Origin of the sequence: Trichocoleus sp. DQ-A3, from assembly GCF_039961975.1 — a bacterium.
Lineage (GTDB): Bacteria > Cyanobacteriota > Cyanobacteriia > Cyanobacteriales > FACHB-T130 > FACHB-T130.
This window is the reverse complement of record NZ_JAMPKC010000002.1, coordinates 465,763-491,891: the sequence shown is the minus strand read 5'-3', so window position 1 is coordinate 491,891 and position 26,129 is coordinate 465,763. Positions and strand designations below refer to the sequence as shown.

Genomic DNA, 26,129 nt, shown 5'->3' with positions numbered 1-26,129 from the left:
CTCCAGTGTGGAAAGGAGAACAAACCATGAAACCAGTAAGCGATCGCATCTCAACCACGCCGTCGGAAGCTAAAAAGCGTCCCTCTCTCAACTTGCAAACTTGGTACAGGCCGAGGTTTTACTGATGCGTCGATGACACAGCACAATCGTGATTCTTTTATCTAGTTTCTAATTCTTGGCTCAGTTTCTCTGGTTTGTTCTGGCAATTTTCCCCTCAATTAACACCCATAAAATCAACTCGTCTTTGAAAATTTGTCTCAACAGCAATGCAAGTATTTAATACATCTAATATGTTTTTGCGGAGCGCTCGCTCTAAAGAGTATTTGCGCTCTTTGTGTTGAAATCTTGATAGTTGATAAACAAACAGAGTAGCTGCTTGATAAATTACTTTTAATTCATAGAGTGAATCAACTTGAGATATCTTAATTGCTAAAACCCGAAGTTGATAACATATTTCTTTCGCTTCTTCTTTTGTTGCGATGTGGTCTTGATAGTAATAGTTAAAGGTTTCTGCTAAATACTGTGCGTATTTAGCTGTATTTTGAATTTGATGCTGTGCATTCTCAACAGGAGCAAGAAATTTATCAAGTAAAAGCTGCTGTACATAAGCATCACGAAGGCTAGAGTCAGAAATAATTTGAAGTTCTTTCATTCGCTGTTCGTGTTTTCTTTGTTTTTCAGCATAAACTTCTTTGATAAGAGCCTCAAACAAGCCTGCCAAAGGATAAAATGCGCTAGCAGCCATATTTTCTATCATATTTAAAGACTTATAGAATTATCGGTTAACTAAGTAGCGCGATCGCTCCCACCGTTCATTCAAAATTGGAGATTTTTTGATAGGAGCTGAGTGCGTATAAACTGAGTTTAACAAAGAGCGATCGCTTCTCACATCGCGTCAAAATTTAAGACTGATTGCTCAATGTTTTGTATAAATTTTTCCAGTTCTTCAGTAATGCCAAAGAGCTTATCCGCACGGATGAAAATTTCCCAGGCGCGAACGCACATGAAGCCGATACCAATCACTGCAAGAGGAATAGCAGCGTAACCAAGTAGAGCCGCAATTGGTGGAAAAATCATACAGATGACCATCAAAATAGCTGTAACTACACCACCAGCTAATCCAGCTTTTGCTGTTGCAACTGCAACGTTACGAATTAGCTCATCTTGCGTAATTTTTCCTTCAGCAAAGGACAGTGAATTTTCTAAAGTTGAGAAGACAAGCTCAATCACCGCTGCTACCAAAGCACCTTGAACAACGGCTCCAATTACTTGCTCTAAACTTACTTTAAAAGCTGCATCGCCAAGCACTTTACGTGCTGCTGCAAGTTCTTCAGGAGTCATATCAACTCCACCACGAGATCGGTTGATTCGGAAGTTCTCGAAGATGCCGTTTGAAGCTTCTTTTCCTCCACCGTTAACGTGTGCTTTTATATGGCTCCAATCCTTATCACTGCAAAACTCGCGAATCGCCTCATATCCTTGAGCGCGAATTTGTGCTGGAATCGTCTCATACACCTTGGCAGCTTCTTGAACATTATGAATGCCTTCGCGTACCCCAGCTCGGTGAAATTTCAGTTGTAAGTTGTGAGGTAAGTTCTCAAATTTAATATTATGAGCAACTTTGAATGCCTCTTGTGCAGCAATTGTTGCAGCGCCGGTAACGGCGCTAGAAGTTTGTTGAGCCTCAATAATTAAATTACTCGCAGCTTCTTGGGTTGTTGATATCGCCTCTGATACTGCATTTTGAGTATTTGAAACAATCTCTGATGCTGTTTTTTGAAACGTAGAAGCTATGGAAGTGACTGAGTTGGAAACCTCTTGAATTGCACTATCTGTAGCCTCTTGGGTTGTTGAGATTGCCTCTGATACTGCACCTTGAGTATTTGAAACAATCTCTGAGGCTGTTTCTTGGAACCTAGAACTTACAGCTTCTATTTCCTGGATATTAATTTTAAACATTTATTCGCTAAGTAAAAAACTCAAAACAATTAATATGTATAACCAGTATCTATACAATGCAGCTTAAATGAAAGAGGCGCGAACGCCTCTTTCATTCCCTGGAAATACTGGGCAATTTCACTCTAGCCTTGTAACATCCAACACGAGTTAACTATATTGAAAGCTACTATTTGTGAAACCGTCAAGGACGGCAAATCAAACTTCATTAAAACTTCTAAAATATTGAATTATGTACGGAAATTATCCGCCTAAGTAAAATTTCCGTGAAGCAAAGCTATCCCGCAGGGAATCGCCCATCTTCTCTTGTGCAAGGATAAGCGCGATCGCTATTTATCCATGTCTGCAATGCATGGAAGCGATCGCGCTTATATCGCTCTTATACCCACCACGATAGGGCGAACAGACTTAGCACTCCAAGCTGATGTCGCAACAAGGAAAACACAGCCACTTGCAAGGTAAGCTTTGCACTGCGATCGCTTCTTCTGAGAATCTGCCCAAATTAATTTGTCGCCACCTCGCTTACGGTGCTACTTATTTTTCCTGGGTGAAGCGATCGCAACAGTAGGGACAGCAAATCCCTTGCTGATAATCAGGCGAAGTTTTATCCGCGTCGGAGATAGGATGACCGCAACGAGAGCACATATCATGAGTTCCTATCTCCAAACCCTCGCGTACAGCAACCCGTTGATCGAAGACAAAACATTCCCCCTGCCAGAGACTGTCTTCTGGGGGAACTTCCTCTAAATACTTGAGAATGCCACCTTTGAGGTGATAGACCTCTTGGAACCCTTGAGCCATCATAAATGATGTCGCTTTTTCGCAGCGAATCCCGCCAGTGCAGAATAAAGCTACCTTTTTATGTTTTCTGGGATCGAGGTTATTGCGAACATAGGCGGGAAACTGCCGGAATGAAGCGGTTTTGGGATTTTGCGCTCCTTGAAAAGTGCCAATTGTCACCTCATAATCGTTGCGGGTGTCAATAATCGTCACCTCTGGATCGGAAATCAGTTGATTCCACGCTTGCGGACTGACATAAGTGCCAACGCGATCGCTCGGATCGATTTCCGGCAATCCCAAGGTGACAATTTCTTTCTTCAACCGCACCTTCATCCGGTCAAACGGCGGAGAATCGGCATAAGACTCTTTATGCTCCAAGTCAACTAGGCGCGGATCGGAGCGTAAAAATGATAAAACTGAGTCGATTGCTTCACGAGAACCCGCGATCGTCCCGTTAATACCTTCTGCTGCCAGCAGAATTGTCCCTCTAATACCCTGTCTTTTGCAGTGCGACAATAAGGGGTCTTGCTTATCGGCAAAATCTGGCAACTTGACAAATTTATAGAAAGCTACAACAACTTGGGTCATTTCCCCACTCAACAGCAATGAGTAAAAATGTTTTACGCTGATTCATCACCTAACCTAACAGAGTAAGCTTCTGTGATGATATGCATCTAAATATTTCTTCCTCTACCCCCTTCCCTAATGGAAGCAGATGAGCTAATATAACAAAAGTGTCTGAAGTTCCAACTTCAAGTTTGGGGGTTTAGCTCAGTTGGTAGAGCGCCTGCTTTGCAAGCAGGATGTCAGCGGTTCGAGTCCGCTAACCTCCATTTATTTTGTCAATTAACACATTATTTGTCGTCGTTAACAGATTAATGTCGTTTAACGACGTTTTAAACCAATTCGTGTCATTTAATTAATTCTGACAACGATGAACGCTGTCTTAGGACAGGTTGTGGGTTTTTGTCGCCGCAGTGATGCGGAATTAAGCGATCGCGAAGTGAAGTACCTAGATATACCACCATTTTCTCTAAATTCTTCCTTCCGCGCTTCCAAAGTATCTGTTACTACAAGCAAGCCTCAATTGAGTCAAGAGAGTTACTCTCCGAGTTGAACAATCACCCTTGTTATCATGCCACCTAAAAAAGAAAATAATGGATGTGGATGTGCGAGTATTCCATTTTCATTAATCATCGTTTTGTTTGGAGTTGGTTATTGGGGTTTTAGGCAGCTAGATCGTCTAAATATCAGCCAATTTTTGCCTAATAATCAACAAAATAATCAACAACCAATGACTCCTATTTTGACCCCTGCGCCTAGCCAGGGTGTAACGGTTGTCAAATCGCCCCTTCCACAAGCAATTCCGACTGGCACACCAACAACAAAGCCACAAGTTATACCATTACCTGTTACAAATTCCCCCCTTCCGCAAGCGACTCCGGCTGGCACACCAACAACCAAACCACAAGTTTCAGCATTACCCGTAACCCCCAAAAATTCACCATCACCTCAAAATCCTTGGGAGAAGAAGAAAATAAGGGGAATTTATTTAAGTCGATATCAAGTAACTAATAATGCTAACGAAAGAACGATTCGCGAACGAGTTCGTTATTACCGCTCTCAAGGAATCAATACAATTATTCATGGAGTGTGGGGGAATGGTTGCACGATGTATAACAGTGAGGTGATGCAGCAAACCCTCGGATATAAAAGTTGTCCTAACCAATTTCAAGATCGATGGTTAGATTGGCTGATTGATGAGGCGCACAAGCAGGGAATGCAAGTTCACGCCTATTTTGAGAAGGGCATTAAAATTGATAAAAATAGCCCAATTTTCGACTTGGCAATTTCTAAACGATGGATTGTGCCTGGGGTGGATAAAACCTATGCTGGCATCGATCACTACTTACTGGATGTGGAACTCCCAGAAGTTGCTAACTTCTTCAAAAAGATATCAGTAGAATTTGTTAAAAAGTATCCAAACATCGATGCGGTTCAGTGGGATGATTACCTTGGTTATCATGCTGAATTACCTGGAAAAGTCGATCGCACCGCCCATTTGACTAATTTTGTGCGGCAAATGAGAGCTGATATGAAGAAAGCTAACCCCACTGTTAGTTTCGATCTTTGCCATCATAATCCTTATTGGGGTAAACGTTATTTTGCGGCTGATTGGCAGAATTGGAATATCGATCGAGTTTTCATTCAAATTTATAACGATGCTAACTTCAACCAGGAGCTAGATTATGCCGAAAAGTATGAGGGAGTAGCCATCTCAGATAAGCAGTTATATCGCTTAAAAGAATTGGTTAATAACCCCAAAATTAAGAGTATTTTGGTTTTTCCATCCTCTGGAAAACCCGAAGAGACTGCTGCTCTTCTCAAAAATGCTATTCCAGTCACTAAGTAAGGCAATGATTTCCGCAGTTTGCCTCTAACTTCTTGACGATACATGATTGAATAATTTAAGCTTTCTCAGCAGCCCCAAAACGGAAAACTGAGAGAATGTTTACCTAACGCCTGCTTCCAATGGTTCTGTAACTGTGAAAAGTAACGTAAGAAGCAAGTGCGATCGCCCTTCTTTCTGCCCAAGGATGATTGCGGATCTTCAATAATTTTAGGCGTAGAAGGACGCGATCGCATCTTTCTATAAATGTTTCAAAACGTGTGGGCAGAAGCCCACCATACAACAAAACTAGCTATTTCTTCCAGGGAAGTTTAGTCCCCATTTCAGTCAGCGCCGAGAAGATGAGATAGAAGACGAGTACGCCAACACCGGCAAGAAAAAGAACGATATCGTTGTCCATTCTGATAGCAGGGTAAATAGTAAGTACCAGAATCAATAATCGCAAAAAAGGTAACTCTAATAACTGCTTTAAGCTTTTCTTTTCACGGATAAAGTGTCCCGGTGTCACATTCATTCGGTTAACCCCATAAACTAAGGATAGCCATGCAAAGCTATACCAGTCATGCCAGAAGCTCAACTACCGAATATCGATCTCACACAAGAAAAAGTTTGGAAGCAGCTTGTCCTAAACGCACCTGTACTCTCAAGTAATACTTCTGCGTGGTCAGGTATTCACTTCGCTTATCATCGACAGTCTGCTCACGAACTTCCTGAATGTTGCTTTGCCCAGCATATTATCACCATCTGTGTTGGGCAATTCGAGATAAGACTAAAAAGAAATGGACACTGGCAGAGTGAGCGCTATACAGATGGTGATGTTGGTATTTTTCCCGCCAATCAATCAGATTTAATCGCTAAATGCGATCGCAAAGCTGAGTTTATTAATCTTTATCTTGAACCAGCAACATTTGCTCGTGTTGCGTATGAATCAGTTGATGCAGATCGAGTAGAGATAGTGCCGCAATTCAAAGTACACGATCCGCTGATTCAGCAAATTGGTTTATCACTGAAAACTGAACTTGAATCAGGTGGAGTAGATAGTCGTCTGTACGCTGAGTCTATGGCAACTGCTCTCTCGGCTCATTTGCTACAGCGATACTCTGTCAAGAGATCGCTCATGTCAGACTACACCGGAGGATTACCTCTTCACAAGTTAAGAGAAGCGATCGCTTACATCAACGACTATTTAGATCAAGACTTGATGTTGGCTGAAATTGCCGCCACCGTTCAGATGAGTCCACATTACTTTGCCAGCTTGTTCAAACAATCTACCGGATTTGCACCGCATCAATATGTAACCAAATGTCGGATTGAGAAAGCTAAATTGCTGCTAGCTAGGCAAGAGTTGACAATTGCAGAAATACTTCAGCAAGTAGGTTTTAAGAGTCAGAGCCACTTTACCAGAGTCTTTCGTCAATATACTACAACTACGCCAAAAGCCTATAGGGACGCTCTCTAAGATTTTTGGAAGATTAGAACATTTTCAGAAGAATAGGCAAGACAGCAATATCAAGCGATCGCTAAACTGAACAGCCATAAGCAAATAACTCGCTTTACATGGCAGCAGTGGAGTTTGTGATATGACAGGAATCAAGAAGAAACCCGATCTGAGCGATCCAAAACTGCGGGCAAAGCTAGCTCAAGGGATGGGGCATAACTACTATGGAGAACCAGCTTGGCCTAACGATCTGCTTTATATTTTTCCAGTAGTGATTTTAGGAACCATTGCATTGTGTGTAGGGCTGGCAGTTCTCGATCCGGCGATGATAGGAGAACCGGCAAATCCTTTTGCGACCCCTCAAGAGATTTTGCCAGAGTGGTATCTCTATCCAACGTTTCAAATATTTCGCGTTGTTCCTAACAAACTATTGGGAGTTGTACTCAATGCTTCGATTCCCTTGGGCTTAATCGTAATTCCTTTCATCGAAAACGTTAACAAGTTCCAAAACCCATTCCGTCGCCCAGTTGCCACAGTTGTTTTCTTAGTGGGTACCTTAGTTACACTCTGGCTAGGAATTGGTGCTACTTTACCGATTGACAAATCCCTGACTTTGGGTTTGTTCTAAAGTTGCTGAAGCGTGGCAGTTATTTCAAAGCGATCGCCTCCAGCACCGAAATCTAGCAGAGAAAACGCGATCGCTAATTATTCTAAACTTCCTAAGCTTGGTATCTGTAAAAAATTGAGCGATGAGACTGGGGACTGAATTTCAGACTTTTAGAAGATTCAATCACTATCAGAGGATAGAGGCTACTGAGTCTTTGCCTTTTATAAAGTAGGTTTCAGTCTAAAGTTTAAAAGTGACCAAAATCTATGGCAGTACCAGGCAAACAAGGTTCAAGCACAGACCCAATGAGTGAAGCGATCGCTACAGCAATTCAGTTTGCTAAATTAGCTTCTGATACATTGCAGTCTACTGCTGAAAACGTTACCAGCACGACTACTGCCGTAGGAGAAACGGTTGGATCTGCGGCTGTGCGCTTCGTGGAGCAGGGGACGGAAAACGTAGGCAAAATCGTCACCCCAATCGCTGAAAATCCAGTCGTGAAGTTTGCTGCCAAGGTTCCAGGCATCAATTGGTTAACGACTGCATTGGGTCAAGTTGATGCCCAAAAAGCTCAGAATGAGGTAAACAAGCTCCGACAAGAATATCCTCTAGAAAGCTCTGAGCAGTTGGCTCACCGAATTATTGTTGACACTTCCCTGAAAGGCGGGGGAGTTGGATTACTCACTAACTTCGTGCCTCCGATAGCGCTCACTCTGTTTGCAGTCGATGTGGCAGCGGTTACAGCACTGCAAGCAGAGATGATCTACCGCATTGCGGCTGCATACGGTTTTCCGTTAGAAGATCCAACTCGACGAGGCGAAGTTCTAGCCATTTTCGGTTTGTCTGTTGGCGGTTCTGGAGTCCTGAAAGTTGGACTAGGCTTTATCGAACTCTTGCCTGTAATCGGTGCTGTAGTTGGAGCGTCGAATAACGCTGCATTGCTTTACTCGCTGGGATCTGTCGCCTGTCGATTCTACGAAGCGAAAAGAAAGTTCAAAGCTCAAGCTGAGGGGAATGGTGTTAGGAGTATTGCTAGCTAGCTCCTAAAAGCGCTTGTTCAGTAAAGAAAAAAAGATTTCATGACTCTCCTGGTTGGGCGATCGCAAAATAGCTACCAACTCCAGATTGGGCAAACTTCACCCCCCACTTATTCGTTACTCGTTAATCATGCCAGAAGCGATCGCTTCCAATTTCTGTGCATCATGCACTGTAATTTTTCCACCGCGACTGTAAGCCATAACCGGCTTCAAACTTTTAAATAGTCGCACGCACTCCTCATAGGTAATCCCAATACTGCGAGCCATTTGATAATAAGAAAGCTTCTCCTTCAAACACTGACCTTCCACCGCTGGAGAGGTACCATATCGAGTTGCAGAATACTGAATCAATCTAGCTAAGCGCACAATTGCCCGCTCAGAAACCAATCCATGCACCGTTTCATGGAGTTGTTGCAGCCTAGAATTGAAAACCATCAGCATTCGTAAGGCAATTTCCGGGGTTTGTTGAATCGCTTCTAGGAGTGCATCTCGTTTTACCGTCAGAATCTGAGAATCACACTCAGCAGTGACTGTCGCTGGAGCAATTCCATCACCTAATAAAGCGGGAGCCGCAAAGATTTCTCCTGGTGGCAAAGTACGGAGAATGGTTTCCTTGCCGGTTATTGCCGTTTTAACGACTTGTAAGGAGCCGCTCAGGAGAGCATATAGCTTTGCAGGAAGGCGATCGCCTTCCTGCATGACAATCTCTGTTTGGCTGTAGTGCTGCACCTGCGTGTGGGGTTGTAAACGCTCTAATTCTGGCAAAGTTAAATCTACAAAAACCAAAATCCGAGAAAGTTGTTCGACCGTTGCCTGCATTTTTTCTGAGCTTCAAGAAGACGAGAAGACGACTAGAAAATCATGGGAGCATCCCACCCAATGTATACGCCATGTATACGCCCACACCCTTCAGGGCGGGGCTGGCGCGTCCAAAGACTGCTGGGAGCCTGAAGAATTTTAGCCTGCCCAGAGCAGGCTTCGTTTATGTAGCCCCACCTTCAGAGCCAGGTTGCCCAGTTTTACCGAATTTTTCTCTAGCTATGAAAGCGAGTTAAAAAAGTCTTTGCCTTGACAAGCTGTAGTCATAATGAGTACGCTTAGTAGAAGTTCATCATTCGGATCGCTTGTAGTCAAGGAGTGAAATTCATGTTTCCTAATCGAGAAGGACAAAAAGTTCCCAACGTCACCTTCCGTACTCGCCGTGACAACGAGTGGGTGAATGTGACGACTAACGACTTATTTGCTGGGAAGACAGTGGTTGTTTTCTCTCTACCGGGTGCTTTTACTCCGACGTGTTCATCAACCCATCTCCCTGGCTACAACGAGTTGGCTAAGGTCTTTCATGAAAATGGCGTTGATGACATTATCTGTATTTCCGTCAATGATGCCTTTGTGATGAATGAATGGGCTAAATCCCAAGAAGCAGAGAATCTAACTCTGCTTCCCGATGGGAATGGTGAATTCAGCGAAGGCATGGGAATGCTGGTTGATAAAGCTGATTTAGGGTTTGGGAAGCGGTCGTGGCGTTATTCCATGCTGGTGAAGGATGGCACCATTGAAAAGATGTTCATTGAGCCAGTCGTGGAGGGAGACCCCTTTGAGGTGTCTGATGCCCAGACAATGCTTAACTATATCAATCCTGAAGCAGCAAAGCCTCAGATCGTTTCCCTGTTTACAAAAGTAGGTTGTCCTTTCTGCGCTCGTGCAAAGGTGATGCTGAAGGAGCATGGATTGGATTACGAAGAAATTGTCTTAGGTAAAGAGATTACTACTCGCTCTTTACGGGCTGTCAGTGGCGGAACAACGGTTCCCCAAGTATTTATTGATGGCAAGTTGATTGGGGGTTCTGAGAAGCTAGAAGCTTACCTCAGTGCTCGATAGAAGAAGGCAAAAAATAGCCAGTCACCTCAAGTAAGCGATTCTGTCCTTAACTGAGAAAAGAGCGATCGCTTCTAGACTTTGGTTTTAGGGGCGATCGCTTCTGCTCTTAAGTTGGTAAGCGATCGCTTCGGGAAGAGTAACGTGATGTGAATGCGAGGGTTTACCTACACCAAAACCCCTGAAAGCTAACGATAACTTGTTAGAGTAAACAATAAGGGGTTAGGAAATTAGGATATGGATACACAATTCCAACACCGGATGTTACCTCAAGCGACCCATGACGAGTTAGCACGCCAAAACTTTGTCAATAGCTTAAAAGGCTACCTGACCAGTCAGATTACCCCAGGAAATAAAGCAATTTACGAGAAGCGGCTTAAACCGCAGTTTGAGCAGGAGCATCAGCGATCGCCTCAAGATCGGCATGAAGTTCGCCGTCTGATGCAGCACGAACCCTATTACCGAATGTGGGGTGCATTGCGGCGTACCACTCAAGAAATGATGTGGGATTCAGTCAATACTAGCGTCGATCGGCAGCTTGCCGATTTGATTGAGCAGGCGCAGGACAAGGTTACCCCTTTGGGTTCTTTAACCTTAAATGCAGATTTAAAAATACCCGCCTATCACACCGCAGTCGATATTCACTGTATGCCGGGTGGATACCACAGCGAATATACCGAAAACGACATCGCAGCAGGGGCTGTCTACGACCGCGGTGTTTACGTTTATGTAATGGGTCGTCTAGGACCAATGAATGACGACTTAGGGCAGTCTGTGGTTCGCAATTACTTACAGCCGCAGTATCCCAACTTCCATCCTCGGAAAATTCTCGACATCGGATGTTCCGTCGGTCACAGCACGCTTCCTTATGTGGATGCTTACCCAGAAGCTGAAGTTTATGCGATTGATGTAGCGGCACCGATGCTGCGGTACGCTCATGCAAGAGCGGAGGCTTTGGGTAAGCGAGTACACTTCTCGCAGCAGAATGGTGAGTCTACAGATTTCCCCGATGAGTCGTTCGATCTGATCGTCTCCCATATTTTGTTGCACGAAGCATCGCCACCAGCGATCGCGAATATTCTGCGCGAATGCTATCGACTATTAGCACCGGGTGGACTGATGGTTCATGTGGAAGCTCCCCTTTATCAAAACATGGAACCCTACAGCGCCTTCATGTTTGATTGGGAAACGCAAAATAACAACGAACCTTGGTGGAGTGCCATGCGCGATCTAGACTTGGTAGCGCTGACTAGCCAAGCTGGTTTTGAAGCAGATAAAATTACCCCAACTGTTGCTGCTACAGGTGGCTGGAAAGGCACATCCCAAGGAGGCGGTTTTGGCAGTCGGGGCAATTGGTTTCTCTTGGTTGCCAGTAAATAAGTCACCAGTGATTAGCGATCGGTCATCAGTGATGAGTGAGTAACGACTGACTAAAGACTCGTCATGAGACTTCTGGTAAAAATCATCGACTGGTTGATTTGATTGGGTAAAAAAGAAGGAAAAAATAGTTACTTTAACCTTTCCCCGACTTCTATAAAAAGTCTATTTCCAGCATTTTTTACCCATTTGTCAAAAACGAAGAAATACAAATAAAGTTATTCAAGAGAATTTGTAGTAATGGCAAAAAAAGCTAAGGGAAAAAAACCTATTTATTTTGAAAATCCCGAAAGCGACAAGTTACTGGCAATGGTTTTGGCGCTAACTGGGGAAGTCTCTGTTCTACACGAACGTCTCGATACAGTTGAACGGTTGGCTCAAACAAAAGGTCTGATTTCGATTGAAGAAATTGAGAATTACCAGCCAAGTGAGCAGGTAGAACAAGAGAGAGAACAGTGGCGACAAGCCTATCTCGATCGAATTCTACGGGTTGTCAAAGAGGAACTGGATACATTAACTGAATAAGCAGAATATAAAAGTCACAAATCCTAAATTTATAGATTGAGATTGAGCAGATTTAAACTTGTTCCAGGTATCTTGATGATGAAACGTTGGTTGAACTGGGTTGTATTTGGCACTAGCCTACTGGTGACGCTGCCGCTAGGAGCGATCGCTTCTGCTCAAAGTGTCATTAACAAAGCCACTTGCACCTACAATGGCAAGCCACTTTACGGCAAAATAAAAATTGTTGAAAGCTTGCCAGATATCAAGGTAAAGATTGTCTCATCCTCCCCGGATTTAATCGTCGAACCTGTCACCGCTTTTCCCCAACGGTGCGGTCAGTGGCAATTTGTTGAGTCTTTTCCCGATCTCAAGGTGCAGATTGTCGAGAATTTTCCCGATATCCAGATTCAGTTTGTCAATAGCTTTCCTGGTGTTCGTTAAGAAACTAACGCGGCGTGCAACTCTCTGTATTTCTGCCTCCCTTGCCAAGGGAGGTTAAGAAAAAGTTGCACACCGCGTGAACTTAAGAATTAAAAATTGAGGCTTTTTAATTTTTAATTGTTCCCTAGCCTGGATATTGTGCTTGCCAGCGTCGCTGGGGACCCATGTCCAGATGCAGCATATAGGGCACATACATATAGGTCGCTAAACCGCCTTCCCACCAATCCAGCATCTTTGCAAGCTGTCGCCCGGTGTAGCCCTCCACCCTGAAATCAACAGCACCGCCCGTCATCGGTTGATTTTTGGACGCGCCATGAACCTTAGCCCCAAAGGGTTTGTGATGATACCAACTGGTGATCAGGAAAGGCTTACCAATCTGGTCTCTGGCAACTTGTAGCTGCTTGGCAAGAGCGATAATATTCTCCACGACTTCTAGATTTTCGGGGAGATGGCGATCGCCATTAGGAATCGCGTCTGCCCACGTCAAGTCACCACCCGCAATGATCGGATCGTTCAGATGAATTTCTGACGAAGACGAATAGGTTGCCAAAGCCAACGGTTGGCTACTTTTGAATGTCAGTTTCTCCATCGCCTCCGGCGCAAGATCGGGGCTAGGGCCATTTAATAAAGCTTGGTGAAACTTCTCTAACTGCTCTGGGTGATTATCTTTGAACCATTGCTCAAGCTCATCAATCGCTTGATTTTGATGCTCTAAATTCTGATAAAACTTAAAGGCATTTGTTAGTTTGAACTCCATCTCGGTCGATCCCTCCAGCGGGCAATTCCCTAAATACCAGCCTACCGCGCAACCTGTACCACTATTCTCTTGTTTCCCATCTGTAGGTCAGGGAAAACCCGCTCTGGAAGATTATAGAGACTTTTATAAAACTGGCATCTGCTCTTGTAGAACAGCTGCCTCCTCCTTAAGAGGTAACTTTTCTCGGGGTTGCGGGGATGGATGAGCGCCAAAACTGGTTAAAACACTTTCCAAAGTTGGCAGGCATTGAGTGACCTTTTTCGCCCGAATGATCCCGTCCCAAACTGGCTCCAACTTCTTCCACGCCCCAGCATAGACCAAATGCCGCATCCGGTCAGACCAACGATCCTTAGCCCAAGCACCTTGGAAAATATTACTCCAACGATAAAAATCTCGATACGCTTGCCAGTAGCCTGCCTCTAGCACCTCCGGTGTCATCTTAGTTGGCTTGTAGACAACATGACGAGTATCGTATAAATCCCAGTTGGAATGAGTAATTCGTCCCTGCGCTGCCATGCGTTTGTACAAAGCAGTATCGGGATAAGGCGTCAAAATGTGAAACGTGGCAGTTTCCAATCCCTGTTGCACCGCCCATTCTACCGTGCGCGCAAACACGGTTTCATCATCGTCATCCATGCCAAAAACGAAGCTAGCATTCACCATCACGCCCAAATCCCGCAAACGGCGAATCGCAGCGCTGTAATCTCGATTGAGATTTTGATATTTATGCTGTTCTTTGAGATTCGTCGGGTTAAGGGTTTCAAAGCCAACAAACAAGCTGCGTAAGCCACATTCAACTGCTTTTTCCAACAATCCCGGCTGCAAGATAGATTGTACCGTTGCGGCTGCTTGCCACACGCGCCCCATCCCCTTCATCCCCTCAAACAACGCGGCGGCGAATTCAGCGTTGCCAAACAGATGATCGTCGAGAAAATAAAGATGATGCCCTGGTAGCCGCTCAATCTCAGCCAGTGCATCGTCTACAGGTTGCGTGTAGAAAGATTTGCCGCCTTTAAAGAAAGCTTCTTTGTAGCAAAAATCGCAGGTGTGAGGACAACCCCGCGAAACGACAATGGAGTTCGGAATTAAGTACAGATGGCGCTTAATTAAATCGCGGCGAATGGGAGGAACGCCGAGGAGCGATCGCAGTTTCGACTGATACACTTTACCAGGATGACCTGCCCGGAAATCCTGGAGAAATTCAGGCCAGGTATCTTCACCAGGACCTAGGAAAATTGTATCCGCATGAGTCGCAGCTTCTTCTGGAAGGGAGGTAACGTGCAATCCACCCAGACAAATGTATGCGCCTTTTTTACGGTAGTGGTCGGCTAATTCGTAAGCTCGGTAAGCTGAGGTGATATAAACCTGAATCACCACCAAATCTGGCTCATCATCTAAATCCAGTCGCTCAACGTGTTCGTCTTGCAGGATAATTTCATCATCTTCGCTGAAAAAACTGGCAATCGTCGCTAATCCCAGTGGCGGAAACAGTGAATATTTAATCGGTCGCCAATGGGGGCTGAGTGCTTCAGTCAAAGCCGGTAAAATCATCTTGACCTTCATTCAGAAAGCTCCTGCGACGATTGGATTGGGTTTCTGGGCACCGATTCTAACCGGCAATGTGCTTAACAGTCGCTTACGATGACGATAGTCAGGTTAATTCTTCATATCTATGACAATTACTCAATTATTCAACGGCGCGAATCTGTTTGTTCTGCCTTTCTGGGCGCTAATGATTTTCCTACCCAACTGGGGCGTGACGAAACGGGTGATGGAATCTTATCTCCCCTTCGTAGCTTTAGCAGCTTTATACGTGTATTGGTTTTTTACATCCATTACACCGGAATCTGCTCAAGCAATGTCCAATCCTCAGCTCGCTGATATTGCTCAATTCTTTGCAGACGAGAAAGCTGCTGCGATTGGGTGGGTTCATTTTCTGGTAATGGATTTATTCGTCGGTCGCTATATCTACTGGGAAGGACAGCGTACTGGTGTCTGGACAATCCACTCGCTGGTGTTGTGCTTATTTGCAGGGCCAATGGGACTGTTGTCTCATATTTTGACAAAGTGGGTGACAAATAAATTTTTCTTTCCAACTGGAACCGATTCCGTAGCTGCCTCGACTCCAACTTCACAGGCGTAAGAGAATTTTGGATTTTGGATTACAATCTAGCGGTGTAAAAAGGTTAGTTTTAACATTTGCACGAGTCGTAAATTGTCAATCTAAAATTCGCAATCAATTCATTATCAAATAGAGAGAATAGATGTATGCGTACCCTAGCGGTTGACATTGGCGGCAGTGGCATCAAGGTGATAGTCTTAGACGAAGCTGGAGAGCCACAGACCGAACGTAGTCGAGTAGAGACTCCAGCTCCAGCCAAACCGGAGGCTGTGATTGATGCGATCGCAAGTCTTGCTGCTGGAGCCGGTGAATTTGACCGCGTATCAGTAGGTTTTCCAGGTGTTGTGCGCGACGGGGTGACGAAAACGGCGGTTAATCTAACTCCAGAGTGGATTGGATTCGATCTGGCAACCGTGCTGAGCGATCGCTTGGGCAAGCCGGTGCGGGTGGCAAATGATGCCGATATTCAGGGAATGGGGGCAATTTCCGGCAAGGGTGTTGAGTTGGTCATTACCCTTGGCACCGGCTTTGGTTCCGCCTTGTTTGTAGACGGGAAACTGGTACCCAATCTGGAACTGGGTCATCATCCGTTTCGCAAAGGGGAAACCTACGAAGAGCAGATGGGGCGTGCTGCTTTGGATAAAGTCGGTAAGGAAAAATGGAATAATCGTCTAGAAAAAGCGCTCGCATCTCTTCAACATTTGTTTAATTACGATTCTCTTTATATCGGCGGCGGCGAAGCGAAAAAAATCGCGTTTGAGTTACCGTCAAACACGAAAATCGTGCCCAATGTGACAGGTTTATTGGGTGGAATTGCTTTATGGCGGGATTAGAATGAATTAGAAATGTAAAATTAAAAAAGAGTCTTTTTGCATTTAATTTTACATTTTTAGTTTTTAATTGGAGATCGCTATGGTACAAGCTCCTGCACCCATTTCTGAGGTTAAAACCCCAGGCTATACGACTGAATTGAGCGAACTCGCGATCAACCTGATTCGGAAAGCTGGGTGCGAGTACGGAGATGTCCGCTTTTGCTCCTACCGAACTCAGAATCTTTATGCACGCGATCGCTCTTTGAGCAATTTGTCAGACAATGTCAATTCTGGTTTTGGGGTGCGGGTGCTGCTAGATGGCGCTTGGGGTTTCGCTGCCAGCCATAACAAAACTCCGGCAGAAGTTGCCAGAATTGTTGCTTTAGCGGTAGACATCGCCAAAGCCAGTCGCCTTTCCCAACTAACGCGGGTGCAGTTAGTTCCTGTTGAAGCGCACCGGGATACTTACATCACTCCGATCCAGATTGACCCCTTTACGGTGCCAATTGCTGAAAAGGCAGAACTGCTGCTGAATGTGAACGAGCAGTTGTTGAATTATGGCGATCGCGGCATCAAAAAAGCCTATTCTTACCTCAGCTTCAGCCGCGAAGACAAAACCTTCGCTTCTACAGAAGGCTCTCTCATTCACCAAACAATCTACCGTAGCTATCCGGGATTTGGCTGTACAGCGATCGCCAATGGCGATGCTCAAAGCCGCAGTTACGAACGCCCACCCTTGAACATCGGGTATGAGCATATCGATCGATCGGATATCCTTAGCCAAGTCGATCGGGTTGCGGAAGAAGCGATTGAGAAAGTTCACGCGCCTGTTGGTCCTTCGGGGATTCGTTCGACTTTAATTCTCAAGCCGACTAACTTATTTTTGACCATTCACGAATCAGTCGGACATCCCACAGAACTCGATCGCGTGTACGGCTACGAATCCAACTTTGCAGGCACTAGCTTTGCCACAACTGATAAATTAGGCAAACTGCAATATGCCGCACCTTGGGTGAATTTTAAATGCGATCGCACTCAGCCGGGAGGACGCAGTACCGCAGGCTACGACGATGAAGGCGTTGCTTCACAAGATTGGTACGTTGTCAAAGATGGTACTTTAGTAGACTATCTAACAGACCGCGAAACTGCCCATCGACTCGGACGCCCCAGCAGTAACGGTTGCGCCTATGCTGATAGTTGGTCAAGCGTGCCGATGGTTCGCATTCCCAACTTAGGGCTAGAACCAGGGCCAGAGGGAGGCAGCCACACCGCCACTTTAGCCCAGATGATTGCTGACACCGAAGACGGGATTTTAATCGACGGGATTGGCAGTTTCTCCATCGATCAACAGCGCCGCAATTTCCAATTTGGCGGCGATGCTTTCTGGAAAGTCGAGAAAGGGAAAGTGGTAGGGATGCTCAAAAATGTTACCTACCATTCAATGACAACTGACTTCTGGAATAGCGTGGATGCAGTTGGTCCCGCCTCAGAATGGATGCAGTGCGGTGCTAACAATTGCGGCAAAGGCGAACCGATCCAAATTGCCCAAATGACTCACGCCTGCGTACCCGTGCGAGTGCGCGATATTCAGATTGGCAGTTCCTCGTGATTTGAAATGGAGATGCGATCGCATCCCTATCATCTTCAATTTCTAAGGCGATCGCTATCTTCCTACAGAAAAAGTAGATTATTTTTTCTAATTTTAGATAATTTAACAGCAAAATTCCCGAAAACTCTGCCAATAATTTAAGAATTTTGCTCTGAATGAATCGGTGCTAGCGATATTTCAGAACTAGCCATATTATTAATTTCTGGAATAGCAGATAAAACTGCCGAGATAAATTTTTGAAATAAACGTTTAAATTCTTCTGGTGCGATCGCATCCAGCATCCAATGATGAACTGCCACCAGTAAATCGCGATCGCCAACAGATGCGATCGCAAAACTCAGGCTAGAAACCTGTTCCGCATAAAATTGCCTGTGCAATAAAGCGTCTAAAAATTCTCGGCTTAGTTGACCGTGAACCGCTGCTAAAGGTGATAACAAAGTAAAAAACTCACCGGTTTTTGCCATTCTTATTTCTACCTGCAACTGTCCTCCCGACAACTTAACGATTGAAGGAGGAAAGGGGAGCGAAATAGTGCAGCCACCTGATTCATCTAAAATTAATTTAGGTGAAGTATCTGGCTTACTTATTGCTGCTAAACCAGCATTTACATCGTCTTTCAGCAAAATTTTGACCTGAATAAAATATAGTTTTTCCTACTATTGACAGCAGAAAAAGCAAATTCAAATCATTAAGTAGAAACGCGATCGCTAATCGAACGAACCTACCTACCCCTACGTCTTCTAGAGTTATTACCCATTTGCTCTAATTCTGCTAACCTTTCGGGATCAATATTAGATAAAACTTGGTTAGCTCGCTTGTCTTGGATATCTTCCCGTCCGCTTAAGTCTTCAGCAATTTTATCGCTAACAGCGGGAACATAATTCCCGACAAAACCATGTCCCTTAGTTTTACCCACGCTATGAACTGTTGATTTAGCGTGTCCTCCCGTACCAATAGCAGAGTCTATCCTGCTACCAATGTGGCTATAAGTCCCGACGGCAAAACTAACTGGGTCAAATCCACCCACATATAGGTCGGTTTTTAATATTGAAGACGGATGCTGTACAGCATTTCCGGCAAAAATTAATTGGATATAAGTATTCATATCCTCCTTAGCGCGATCGCTAGCCATCCTCTTAGCGGCTTCCTCTCGCGCCGCCGCCGCTAATATTTCTGGGTCTATACCTAGTCCCATATCATTTTCTTGATAGAACAGAGCAAAATCTTGATATATTTTGAGAACTGCGGGGTCTTGTCTTGCTAATAATAGATATTCTTGTTTCAAAACTTCGTGTACATTTCTAACTGCATTGTCAGTTTTAATCGTTCCTCGGCTGTGAGCAGAAACAGTAACCCGTGTTTTGCGGCGCACCGCATCTAGCATGATTTCTTCCTGCTTCTCTGTTGCTTCGTCGTCAACTTGGACTTTTCCTTTAAGGCAGTCAATCAGATCGGCTACCACACCACCCCGTTGAGCGCTGTAGGTGTAAAGAACATCTATGGCATTCTGTCCTAATGCGGCATCGTCTTGACCATCTAGCGCTTCGTTGACTGATTCTTGCAATGCTGCGGCGCTTAAAAGTCCCGATTTTGGCGCTACTTGCATACCATTGATATGAGTGACAGATGGGTACCAATCTCCCAGAGAGACGGGTTGTGGATAGGGTGCTACGCGAGGTGCTTTGCCGTTAAAACCAGTCACCAAACCCATTGCGAAATAAACGACTTTCCCATTTCCTAATTGAGTGCGCTTAACTTCCTCAATTATCCGATTTGGCGATCGCCCTGACACTCGATATTGCTTGCTGTCAAAATCACTAAAATTGCTGCCTTTGCCAACACTTTGTTTCTCAGCAGAAAAAGCTCCACTTCGGCTTCTTCCTTCCGCTGGAGCCTGCTGGTCATTATCTTGAAGGTTCAGGCTAATTTCTGTCTGCTGTTCTATAACTTGGTCGCGCAAGCTAATAACGCCCGATCTTCTAGGATGCAGATCTGAGAATTTATCTAGACAGCGATCGATTGCCTCTAATAACTCACCCAGCAGAATGCTATCTGTACCTGCCTGTTGTACTTTCTTCAGTGCTTCATCAACTTTTTTTAGTTCGGATGGACGACGGGAGAAGGAAACCGAAGTTGCTGCTTGAAACGCTTTCACTCCCATAATTTCTTTTGCTTGAATGAGTGGCAGTTCCCCAGTCTGCGTATCATTCAATCTCATGATTTGAGAGCCAGGGGACAATTCAGATGATTTCTGTATTTGCCGCTGTACCTGACCCCCATTCTGCTGCACCACATGAGTTAACTCGTGCGCCAACAATTCTTGTCCCCCGCGGCTCCCTGGATTGTATTCCCCCTGCCGAAAAAAGATATCTTGACCTGTAGTGAAAGCTTTGGCTTGAATTGATTGATTTAGCTGGTGAGATTGGGCATCAGTATGGATTTTGACACTGCTGAAGTCTGCGCCAAATGCCTTTTCCATTGGTTCTCGGATGCTTTCGGAGAGGGATTGTCCGCTACCTTTGGCTTGTTGGATGGATGTTTCCAGCTCCGCTGTTGCAGCCATTCCATCCGCTCCAGACTGACGCTGCACTATTGGCTTCATCTGGAGTTCGTCTTCTTCATCGAGTTGGGGCGTATCTTGCCGCTGGATGCTGCCTTCTGGTTTCTGCTGGAGTTTTTCCTCCTCATCCATCTGGGGCATTTCGTCTCGCTGGACAGTTTCACCCGAAGCTGACTGTTTAGGCGCAGGTGCGTTATTAATCTGACTCACGACTTGAGCCGCTACTCGATCTGCCTCTTGTTCGTACCGATCCCCTGGTTCTCCAATCGTCAGTTTTGCCTGAATTGGTTGGGGTGTCGATATTTGGCGGGGAGCAAATAGGTTGGGGATTTCTAATAAGTTAATGCCTTGGCGTTGCGTACTTTCTCTTTTCTGCTGCCAAAAGGCATCCATCTTTGCCTGTAATACCGTTAGTCGTTCCTGTCCCTCTGGCGTTATGCTGCCGTGTTTTGCCTGTATTTCTAGCCCGGTCGCCTCAAACTTATGCTGGTCAAATGCTTGATTTTCTATTTCCTGCTGGGTAGGAGGCAGCTGCGAATCAGGTTTTGGTTGGATTGCAAAAGGGCGCGACTGAATGCTGTGGCTGTTTTTCTGGCTAGAAGCGGGATTCCAAGAAGAAGATTTTCGTATTCTTTCGTAGGTCATCTCTCGCCTCTATTCCAGAATTGCAAAATAATATTTCTTTCTTGTCAATACTATCTTTAGTACCTTGTTTTAGCATAAATGTAATATTTTGTAACTAGAATAAAGCAAGCTGGGATAACCTATTGGGATGTAAAGATAGAAAACTCACGGACATCAGAACGACTGACTGTTGCAGCGTTGCTGAATTTACGAATAATCTGGCACTCTGGAATAGAGGTTTTAATTATTTTGTTGATTGGCATTTGAAAAGCCTCGCACCCGAAATCAAAACGCGATCGCATCGCTTCATCCCAGACTCAACCATCCACAAATCTCAGAATTATCGTGACTCTAGCAACAGCACCCAGTTTAATCAGTAAAGATCGGGCGATCTCTCTATTAGAAGAAGTTATTAAACAGTCGGAAGCAGAGGAGGTATTTGTCAGCCTCAGCACTGGTGAAGAATCCCTCAGCCGCTTCTCGGAAAATCAAATTAGCCAAAATATTAGTAGCACTCAGTTTAAGCTCACCATCACCAGTTACTTCGGACGCAAGAGTGCCTCTAGTTCTACGACAGATTTAGATTCAGATGCGATCGCATCTGCCATCAAACGCTCGGAAGAACTTGCCCGTTTCGCCCCAGAAGATCCGGAGTGGGTGCCACTGCTAGAACCTCAAGTTTACGAAGAGCGCACCCCAGCCTTCGATCGAGCAACAGCAACCCTTTCACCGCTAGCACGGGGCGAAATTATCCAGCGTGTCTGCGCCATGAGTGCGAAGGCGGGAGTGGATGGTTCGGGAACGTTGAGTACAGAGACGAACTTATATGCGATCGCGAATTCGCGGGGACTACGCGCTTGCAATCAAACTACAGAGGCAGATTTCAGCTTTACCGCTCGCATTGGCGATGGTTCCTCCTGGTGTAATCGCTCCGCTTGGGCGCTAGAACAGTTGCCAATTGAGGAATTAACCCAGCAGCTAATTGAGCGGGCAATCAAGTCGCGCCAACCCCGCGAAGTCCATCCTGGCGCGTATCCAGTTGTCTTTGATGGAGCCGCTTTCGCCGCTTTGCTCCCTTGGCTCGTCTGGAATTTGGATGCACGCGCAGCAGATGAAGGGCGGTCGTTTATGTCTCGCACTGATGAGTCAGGCAAACCCGCTGGCAACCGTTTAGGCGAAGCAATGTTTAGCCCTATCGTGCAAGTACAGCGAAATGCCGCTCATCCTCTGTTGCGGTTAGGCACTTTCTTTGGCGATGGATTAAGCAACGACTACAAAGAAGTCATTCAGGACGGCATCCCTCAAACGCTTTCCTATAGCCGCTACTGGGCGGCACAGCAGGGCAAAAAGCCGACAGGCGCGATGTATCCAATTGTGATGACTGGCTCAGATCGAAGTCTAGCTGACCTAATCGCCCAGACAGAGCGAGGAATTTTGGTGAGTCGGGCTTGGTACGTGCGCTATGTGAATCCTCGATCATTAGTCGTAACGGGAATGAGTCGTGATGGCACCTTCTGGATCGAGGATGGTCAAATTGCTTACCCAATTAAGAACTTGCGCTTTAACCAGAGTTTGCCTGAAATGCTGCGGGATGTGGATGCTCTGAGTACAGTCCAACGCTATGGCAGCAGTGTTGTGCCTGGGGTGCGAGTGGGGGCGTTTAATTTTAGCAGCGTGACTGACAGCGTTTGATTTATAGAGGTTCTGGGCAGCAGTTTAGAATCCAAAACAAGCAGCGATAGGAATAACGCGCGATCGCAAAGTATATCGCGCCGATGATTCGGTTCCTTGTGTTTGTCGCCTAAATGTCCGCTAAACCATCAATATCAACCGTTTCTAGTTAATATTGAAATTCGCAGACATTCTATCAAAGCCGAGTTTCAATTTGACCTTGTCCCACCTCAATTTTTATGACCCCGAACAGCGCCCCTGGCCCAATTCCCGTCTCGAGTGTGCCAGCATCATTGGACATACTACTCCCACTAGCACCCGCCTGTGGTTCCGGGCGTCTTCTCCTGGAGATTACTGGCTAGTATTTTCTCGCCATCGAATTCCTACCAATGGCACTCCGGAGATAATCAACGACGAAAAAGGGCATTGGTTGCGATTAACCTCTCCAAGTACTTCCCAAGAAATTTATAGCGTTACTCTTGTCCCACTCCAACTTAATCAAGAGCATGACTTAACAGGTGTAGTAGACCTAAAAAATCTCCAACCCGATACTCGCTATTATTACGCTCTATTTCACTTGGATAGAGAAAAACCCTGGGAACTGGGCAACGAACAAAACCTGTCATTTCAAACCTTTCCAGAACATCCCACAGAGGTGAATTTTGGGATGTTCAGTTGCCATATGCCTTACGACGAGCATCAGCTCCTCAATTTGGAAATGTGGGATAAATTTAAGCAAGAATTATTGGATACAAATGCAATTTTTTTGATAGGTACTGGCGACCAAGTATATGTGGATGGAGAAGGAAATAAACAATTAAATATCTGGAGCTGGTTGAAGAAGAACAAAAAACAAAACCCTTCTAAAATCGATATGATTTCCTGGTATCGAGATATCTATCGGGGTTATTGGGGCATCCCCCAGGTGCAACAACTTTTTCAAACTTTTTCCACATATATGATCTGGGATGACCATGAAATTATGGATGGTTGGGGTTCTTATACACCCAACGAATTAGCCGCACAGCTAGATACTTCATGGCAGTTGCGAAATACTCAAGAACATTTGCGGCTAGCAAATGAAATGTTTGAGGCGGCTAAGCAAGTTTATCAAGAATACGAACATTCTCATAATCCTCCTACAGATACCAGTATTGATCAATTTGACTATCAGTTCAATTGTGGATTCTGTAGTTTTTATGTATTAGATATGAGGGGACATCATGATTATAATCGGCAAGAGCTGCGTCTTTTAGGTGCCGAGCAGTGGAAACGTTTTGACGGTTGGCTAAATTCCCAATATGATTCTGAATCCCGCGTTTTATTTATTGTGTCGCCAGTTCCAGTCGTTCACTTTAAGAGCTTTGCTGTTAATAATTTAGACATCCCCTATTGGAAGTACACTGATGATTTACGAGATCATTGGGATCATAAATCTAATTGGGCAGAACGAGATCAACTATTAAAGAAGGTTTTTGAGGTTTCCCAAAAAACCAAGAAACCTATTGTATTTTTGAGCGGAGATGTACACATGGGAGCTGCTTTCAAGTTATCCCACGAGCAATCTCCATCGGCTAAAGTGTTTCAGCTTACTTCTAGCGGTATCGCCTATGCATCTTTAAGTAAATTTGCTATGAACATATTACAAAAGATAGTCATTGATGAAAATTTTATTGAAAGTAATGAAACTAAAAGTCCCTACAAAATAGAAAAAATATATGTATGTACTAAAAATAATTTTAGCTTGCTTCATGTAAAACAACTTGCCGATGGAGCGTTATCTATTATTTTTGATTTGTTTAGTAGTGACTACGGAAATAAAACTTTTGATAGAGAAAGAATCGAGTTAAACAAGGTTTCATAGAAGTAGCGAATTGTTAAAATTAACGCCGTGGTTTAGCGTTCCCAAAACATTCTGGAGACGCTAAAAGACTGTTGTTGAGACACAATGATAAAAATAATTAAAGGAAAAGAAGGTTAGCTTTATCTGAAAAGGATTGGTTTTCGATATCATTACATCAACGACATTTTCCATCAGATAGATATGTTTGAAGAATTATTTACAACCCCTACCGAGACTAATCTTGACTTAGCGATCGCTCGTCGTCCCCGGAAGGGAGTCATTATTGGTGCAGGTCAGGTAGGAATGGCTTGCGCTTACTCAATCCTGATTCAAAACACCTTGGATGAAATGGTGATTGTTGATGTTAATCGAGAAAAGCTAGAAGGGGAAGTCATGGATTTAGTCCACGGACTACCCTTTGTCGAACCTAGCCTAGTACGAGCGGGAACCCTAGAAGATGGGGAAAATGCCGATATTGTAATTGTCACAGCAGGAGCAAAACAAAAGCCTGGAGAAAATCGGTTAAGTTTGGTGCAGCGCAACATCGAAATCTTTAAAAATTTGATTCCAGAAATCGTGAGATGTTCTCCAGGAGCGATTCTCTTAATTGTCTCGAATCCAGTAGATATCATGACCTATGTTTCCTGGAAGCTTTCTGGGTTGCCGAGTTCTAGTGTGATTGGTTCGGGCACGGTGTTAGATACAGCTCGTTTTCGCTATCTGTTAGCCCAAAAGTTACAAGTTGACCCGCGTAGTTTGCACGCATACATTATTGGGGAACATGGAGACAGTGAAGTTCCCGTTTGGAGCAAAGCCAATATTGCGGGAATGAATTTATTAGATGTTCATGACAATAATGATTTTACGAAAACTGCACAAATTGACGAGATTTTCCAACAGGTCAAGAACGCCGCCTATGAGATTATCCAACGCAAAGGAGCAACTTGCTACGCGATTGGTTTAGGGGTTACTCAGATTGTGCAAGCAATTTTACGCAATCAAAACAGAGTTTTGACTGTTAGTAGTTTGATAAATGGTCTTCACGGAATTAATGATGTTTGTCTGAGTTTGCCTGCGGTCGTAAATCGTCAGGGTGTTACCAGGGTTCTGAATTTCTCTTTGACCCCTACAGAGTCAGAACAATTGCAACGATCAAGTCAAATCCTGCGCCAAACGATTCAGCAAGTCAACCTTTAATCTCTCAGATATCAGTTTAAGAGGATATTTGAAAAGTAGTATAGCCATCTTAAATCGAATGGCACTGACATAAGAGCCTTGAGATAAATCTCTCACCTTAAAGCTTTTAACCTGTTTTCACAGGTTGAAAGCTTTTGTTCTGGCAGTATTTTAGTCAGTTTTAATTGACCTTAGCTCTTAGCCCAAACTTTAGTTTAGGGTTTTAGTTCAGGGCTTAAGTCAGCGCCATTCATCTTAAATCATTCATGAAATCTTCCATCTCTCTTCTTTCCCTTCCTTAGCGCTATGCAGTGCGAAGGCGCGAGCTGAGCGCCATACAGCCCCACTACGAGATCGCCAACGCGATTAATTCTGACAACCCTTGAGGATTGCTCGATGAGCCTATCGTAGGGGCGGCTACCGCATGAGTCGCCCAAATGCAGAAAAGGGGTACAGATGGATGGTGCCATAACCGAGTTCTCAGACATCCTCTGGGCGGGTAGAGTCACTTGGGAGAGCAAATGTTT

23 protein-coding genes and 1 tRNA gene are annotated in these 26,129 nt (G+C 44.7%); 15 read left to right on the top strand and 9 right to left on the bottom strand.

Features of this window, described 5'->3' with window-relative positions; translation table 11 throughout:
* Positions 1-214 precede the first annotated feature (214 nt).
* The 3 genes from NDI44_RS05420 to NDI44_RS05410 form a co-directional block, all read right to left on the bottom strand.
* Positions 215-745 carry a hypothetical protein gene (locus tag NDI44_RS05420; protein WP_190412687.1) on the bottom strand — a complete coding sequence of 177 codons (531 nt, stop codon included), beginning with the start codon at positions 743-745 and terminating at the stop codon, positions 215-217.
* A gap of 140 nt (positions 746-885) precedes the next feature.
* On the bottom strand, positions 886-1,959 hold the full coding sequence (locus NDI44_RS05415) for a hypothetical protein (protein WP_242037058.1): 1,074 nt from the start codon (positions 1,957-1,959) through the stop codon (positions 886-888).
* A gap of 531 nt (positions 1,960-2,490) precedes the next feature.
* Positions 2,491-3,324, bottom strand: coding sequence for a rhodanese-related sulfurtransferase (locus tag NDI44_RS05410; protein ID WP_190412685.1), 834 nt, complete (start codon positions 3,322-3,324; stop codon positions 2,491-2,493).
* Between the two features lie 172 nt (positions 3,325-3,496).
* Between NDI44_RS05410 and NDI44_RS05405 the strand changes: the two genes are divergently transcribed.
* Positions 3,497-3,569 (top strand) — tRNA-Ala (locus tag NDI44_RS05405).
* 302 nt (positions 3,570-3,871) lie between these two features.
* Complete coding sequence (locus NDI44_RS05400) at positions 3,872-5,149, top strand: family 10 glycosylhydrolase (RefSeq protein ID WP_190412683.1); 1,278 nt, start codon at positions 3,872-3,874, stop codon at positions 5,147-5,149.
* Between the two features lie 289 nt (positions 5,150-5,438).
* Here NDI44_RS05400 and NDI44_RS05395 read toward each other — a convergent pair whose 3' ends face one another.
* Entirely contained in the window at positions 5,439-5,660 is a 222-nt protein-coding gene (locus NDI44_RS05395) for a hypothetical protein (protein WP_190412909.1), read from the bottom strand.
* A 48-nt stretch (positions 5,661-5,708) separates the two neighbouring features.
* On the opposite strand from NDI44_RS05395, the gene NDI44_RS05390 reads away from it, so the two are divergent.
* The 3 genes from NDI44_RS05390 (at position 5,709) to NDI44_RS05380 (ending at position 8,231) form a co-directional block, all read left to right on the top strand.
* Positions 5,709-6,605: an AraC family transcriptional regulator gene (locus NDI44_RS05390; protein ID WP_190412682.1), complete on the top strand. Its 897-nt coding sequence runs from the start codon at positions 5,709-5,711 to the stop codon at positions 6,603-6,605.
* Between the two features lie 121 nt (positions 6,606-6,726).
* Entirely contained in the window at positions 6,727-7,212 is a 486-nt protein-coding gene (gene petD, locus NDI44_RS05385; protein ID WP_190412681.1) for a cytochrome b6-f complex subunit IV, read from the top strand.
* 245 nt (positions 7,213-7,457) lie between these two features.
* A complete protein-coding gene (locus tag NDI44_RS05380; RefSeq protein WP_190412680.1) occupies positions 7,458-8,231 on the top strand; it encodes an EcsC family protein in 774 nt (257 codons plus the stop codon).
* Positions 8,232-8,345: 114 nt separating this feature from the next.
* On the opposite strand, the gene NDI44_RS05375 is transcribed toward NDI44_RS05380, so the two are convergent.
* Complete coding sequence (locus tag NDI44_RS05375; RefSeq protein WP_190412679.1) at positions 8,346-9,047, bottom strand: Crp/Fnr family transcriptional regulator; 702 nt, start codon at positions 9,045-9,047, stop codon at positions 8,346-8,348.
* Positions 9,048-9,374: 327 nt separating this feature from the next.
* Here NDI44_RS05375 and NDI44_RS05370 point away from each other — a divergent pair, with 327 nt between their 5' ends.
* The 4 genes from NDI44_RS05370 (at position 9,375) to NDI44_RS05355 (ending at position 12,428) form a co-directional block, all read left to right on the top strand.
* A complete protein-coding gene (locus tag NDI44_RS05370) occupies positions 9,375-10,109 on the top strand; it encodes a glutathione peroxidase (RefSeq protein WP_190412678.1) in 735 nt (244 codons plus the stop codon).
* A 234-nt stretch (positions 10,110-10,343) separates the two neighbouring features.
* Positions 10,344-11,486 carry a class I SAM-dependent methyltransferase gene (locus NDI44_RS05365; protein ID WP_190412677.1) on the top strand — a complete coding sequence of 381 codons (1,143 nt, stop codon included), beginning with the start codon at positions 10,344-10,346 and terminating at the stop codon, positions 11,484-11,486.
* Positions 11,487-11,723: 237 nt separating this feature from the next.
* The gene (locus NDI44_RS05360; RefSeq protein WP_190412676.1) at positions 11,724-12,008 is read left to right on the top strand and encodes a hypothetical protein; all 285 of its coding nucleotides are present in this window, start codon (positions 11,724-11,726) and stop codon (positions 12,006-12,008) included.
* A gap of 78 nt (positions 12,009-12,086) precedes the next feature.
* On the top strand, positions 12,087-12,428 hold the full coding sequence (locus NDI44_RS05355; RefSeq protein ID WP_190412888.1) for a hypothetical protein: 342 nt from the start codon (positions 12,087-12,089) through the stop codon (positions 12,426-12,428).
* Between the two features lie 124 nt (positions 12,429-12,552).
* Here the strand turns inward: NDI44_RS05355 and NDI44_RS05350 are convergent, their stop codons facing one another.
* The gene (locus NDI44_RS05350; RefSeq protein WP_190412675.1) at positions 12,553-13,185 is read right to left on the bottom strand and encodes a D-Ala-D-Ala carboxypeptidase family metallohydrolase; all 633 of its coding nucleotides are present in this window, start codon (positions 13,183-13,185) and stop codon (positions 12,553-12,555) included.
* A 123-nt stretch (positions 13,186-13,308) separates the two neighbouring features.
* Positions 13,309-14,748, bottom strand: a complete 1,440-nt coding sequence (locus NDI44_RS05345; RefSeq protein WP_190412674.1) for a radical SAM protein — start codon at positions 14,746-14,748, stop codon at positions 13,309-13,311.
* Positions 14,749-14,857: 109 nt separating this feature from the next.
* Here NDI44_RS05345 and NDI44_RS05340 point away from each other — a divergent pair, with 109 nt between their 5' ends.
* The 3 genes from NDI44_RS05340 (at position 14,858) to NDI44_RS05330 (ending at position 17,728) form a co-directional block, all read left to right on the top strand.
* Positions 14,858-15,328: an ABA4-like family protein gene (locus tag NDI44_RS05340; protein WP_190412673.1), complete on the top strand. Its 471-nt coding sequence runs from the start codon at positions 14,858-14,860 to the stop codon at positions 15,326-15,328.
* Positions 15,329-15,453: 125 nt separating this feature from the next.
* The gene (locus NDI44_RS05335; RefSeq protein ID WP_190412672.1) at positions 15,454-16,140 is read left to right on the top strand and encodes an ROK family protein; all 687 of its coding nucleotides are present in this window, start codon (positions 15,454-15,456) and stop codon (positions 16,138-16,140) included.
* A gap of 79 nt (positions 16,141-16,219) precedes the next feature.
* Complete coding sequence (locus NDI44_RS05330; protein ID WP_190412671.1) at positions 16,220-17,728, top strand: TldD/PmbA family protein; 1,509 nt, start codon at positions 16,220-16,222, stop codon at positions 17,726-17,728.
* A 137-nt stretch (positions 17,729-17,865) separates the two neighbouring features.
* Here the strand turns inward: NDI44_RS05330 and NDI44_RS05325 are convergent, their stop codons facing one another.
* Positions 17,866-18,192: a hypothetical protein gene (locus NDI44_RS05325; protein ID WP_190412670.1), complete on the bottom strand. Its 327-nt coding sequence runs from the start codon at positions 18,190-18,192 to the stop codon at positions 17,866-17,868.
* Positions 18,193-18,449: 257 nt separating this feature from the next.
* On the bottom strand, positions 18,450-20,933 hold the full coding sequence (locus tag NDI44_RS05320) for a DUF4157 domain-containing protein (protein ID WP_242037056.1): 2,484 nt from the start codon (positions 20,931-20,933) through the stop codon (positions 18,450-18,452).
* Positions 20,934-21,257: 324 nt separating this feature from the next.
* On the opposite strand from NDI44_RS05320, the gene NDI44_RS05315 reads away from it, so the two are divergent.
* The 3 genes from NDI44_RS05315 to NDI44_RS05305 all read left to right on the top strand — a co-directional run bounded on the left by NDI44_RS05315 (position 21,258) and on the right by NDI44_RS05305 (position 25,623).
* Entirely contained in the window at positions 21,258-22,604 is a 1,347-nt protein-coding gene (locus tag NDI44_RS05315; protein ID WP_190412669.1) for a metallopeptidase TldD-related protein, read from the top strand.
* Between the two features lie 409 nt (positions 22,605-23,013).
* On the top strand, positions 23,014-24,447 hold the full coding sequence (locus NDI44_RS05310) for an alkaline phosphatase D family protein (protein WP_190412668.1): 1,434 nt from the start codon (positions 23,014-23,016) through the stop codon (positions 24,445-24,447).
* Positions 24,448-24,627: 180 nt separating this feature from the next.
* Positions 24,628-25,623 (top strand): L-lactate dehydrogenase, encoded by a 996-nt coding sequence (locus NDI44_RS05305; RefSeq protein WP_190412667.1) that lies wholly within the window; start codon positions 24,628-24,630, stop codon positions 25,621-25,623.
* Positions 25,624-26,129: the final 506 nt, after the last annotated feature.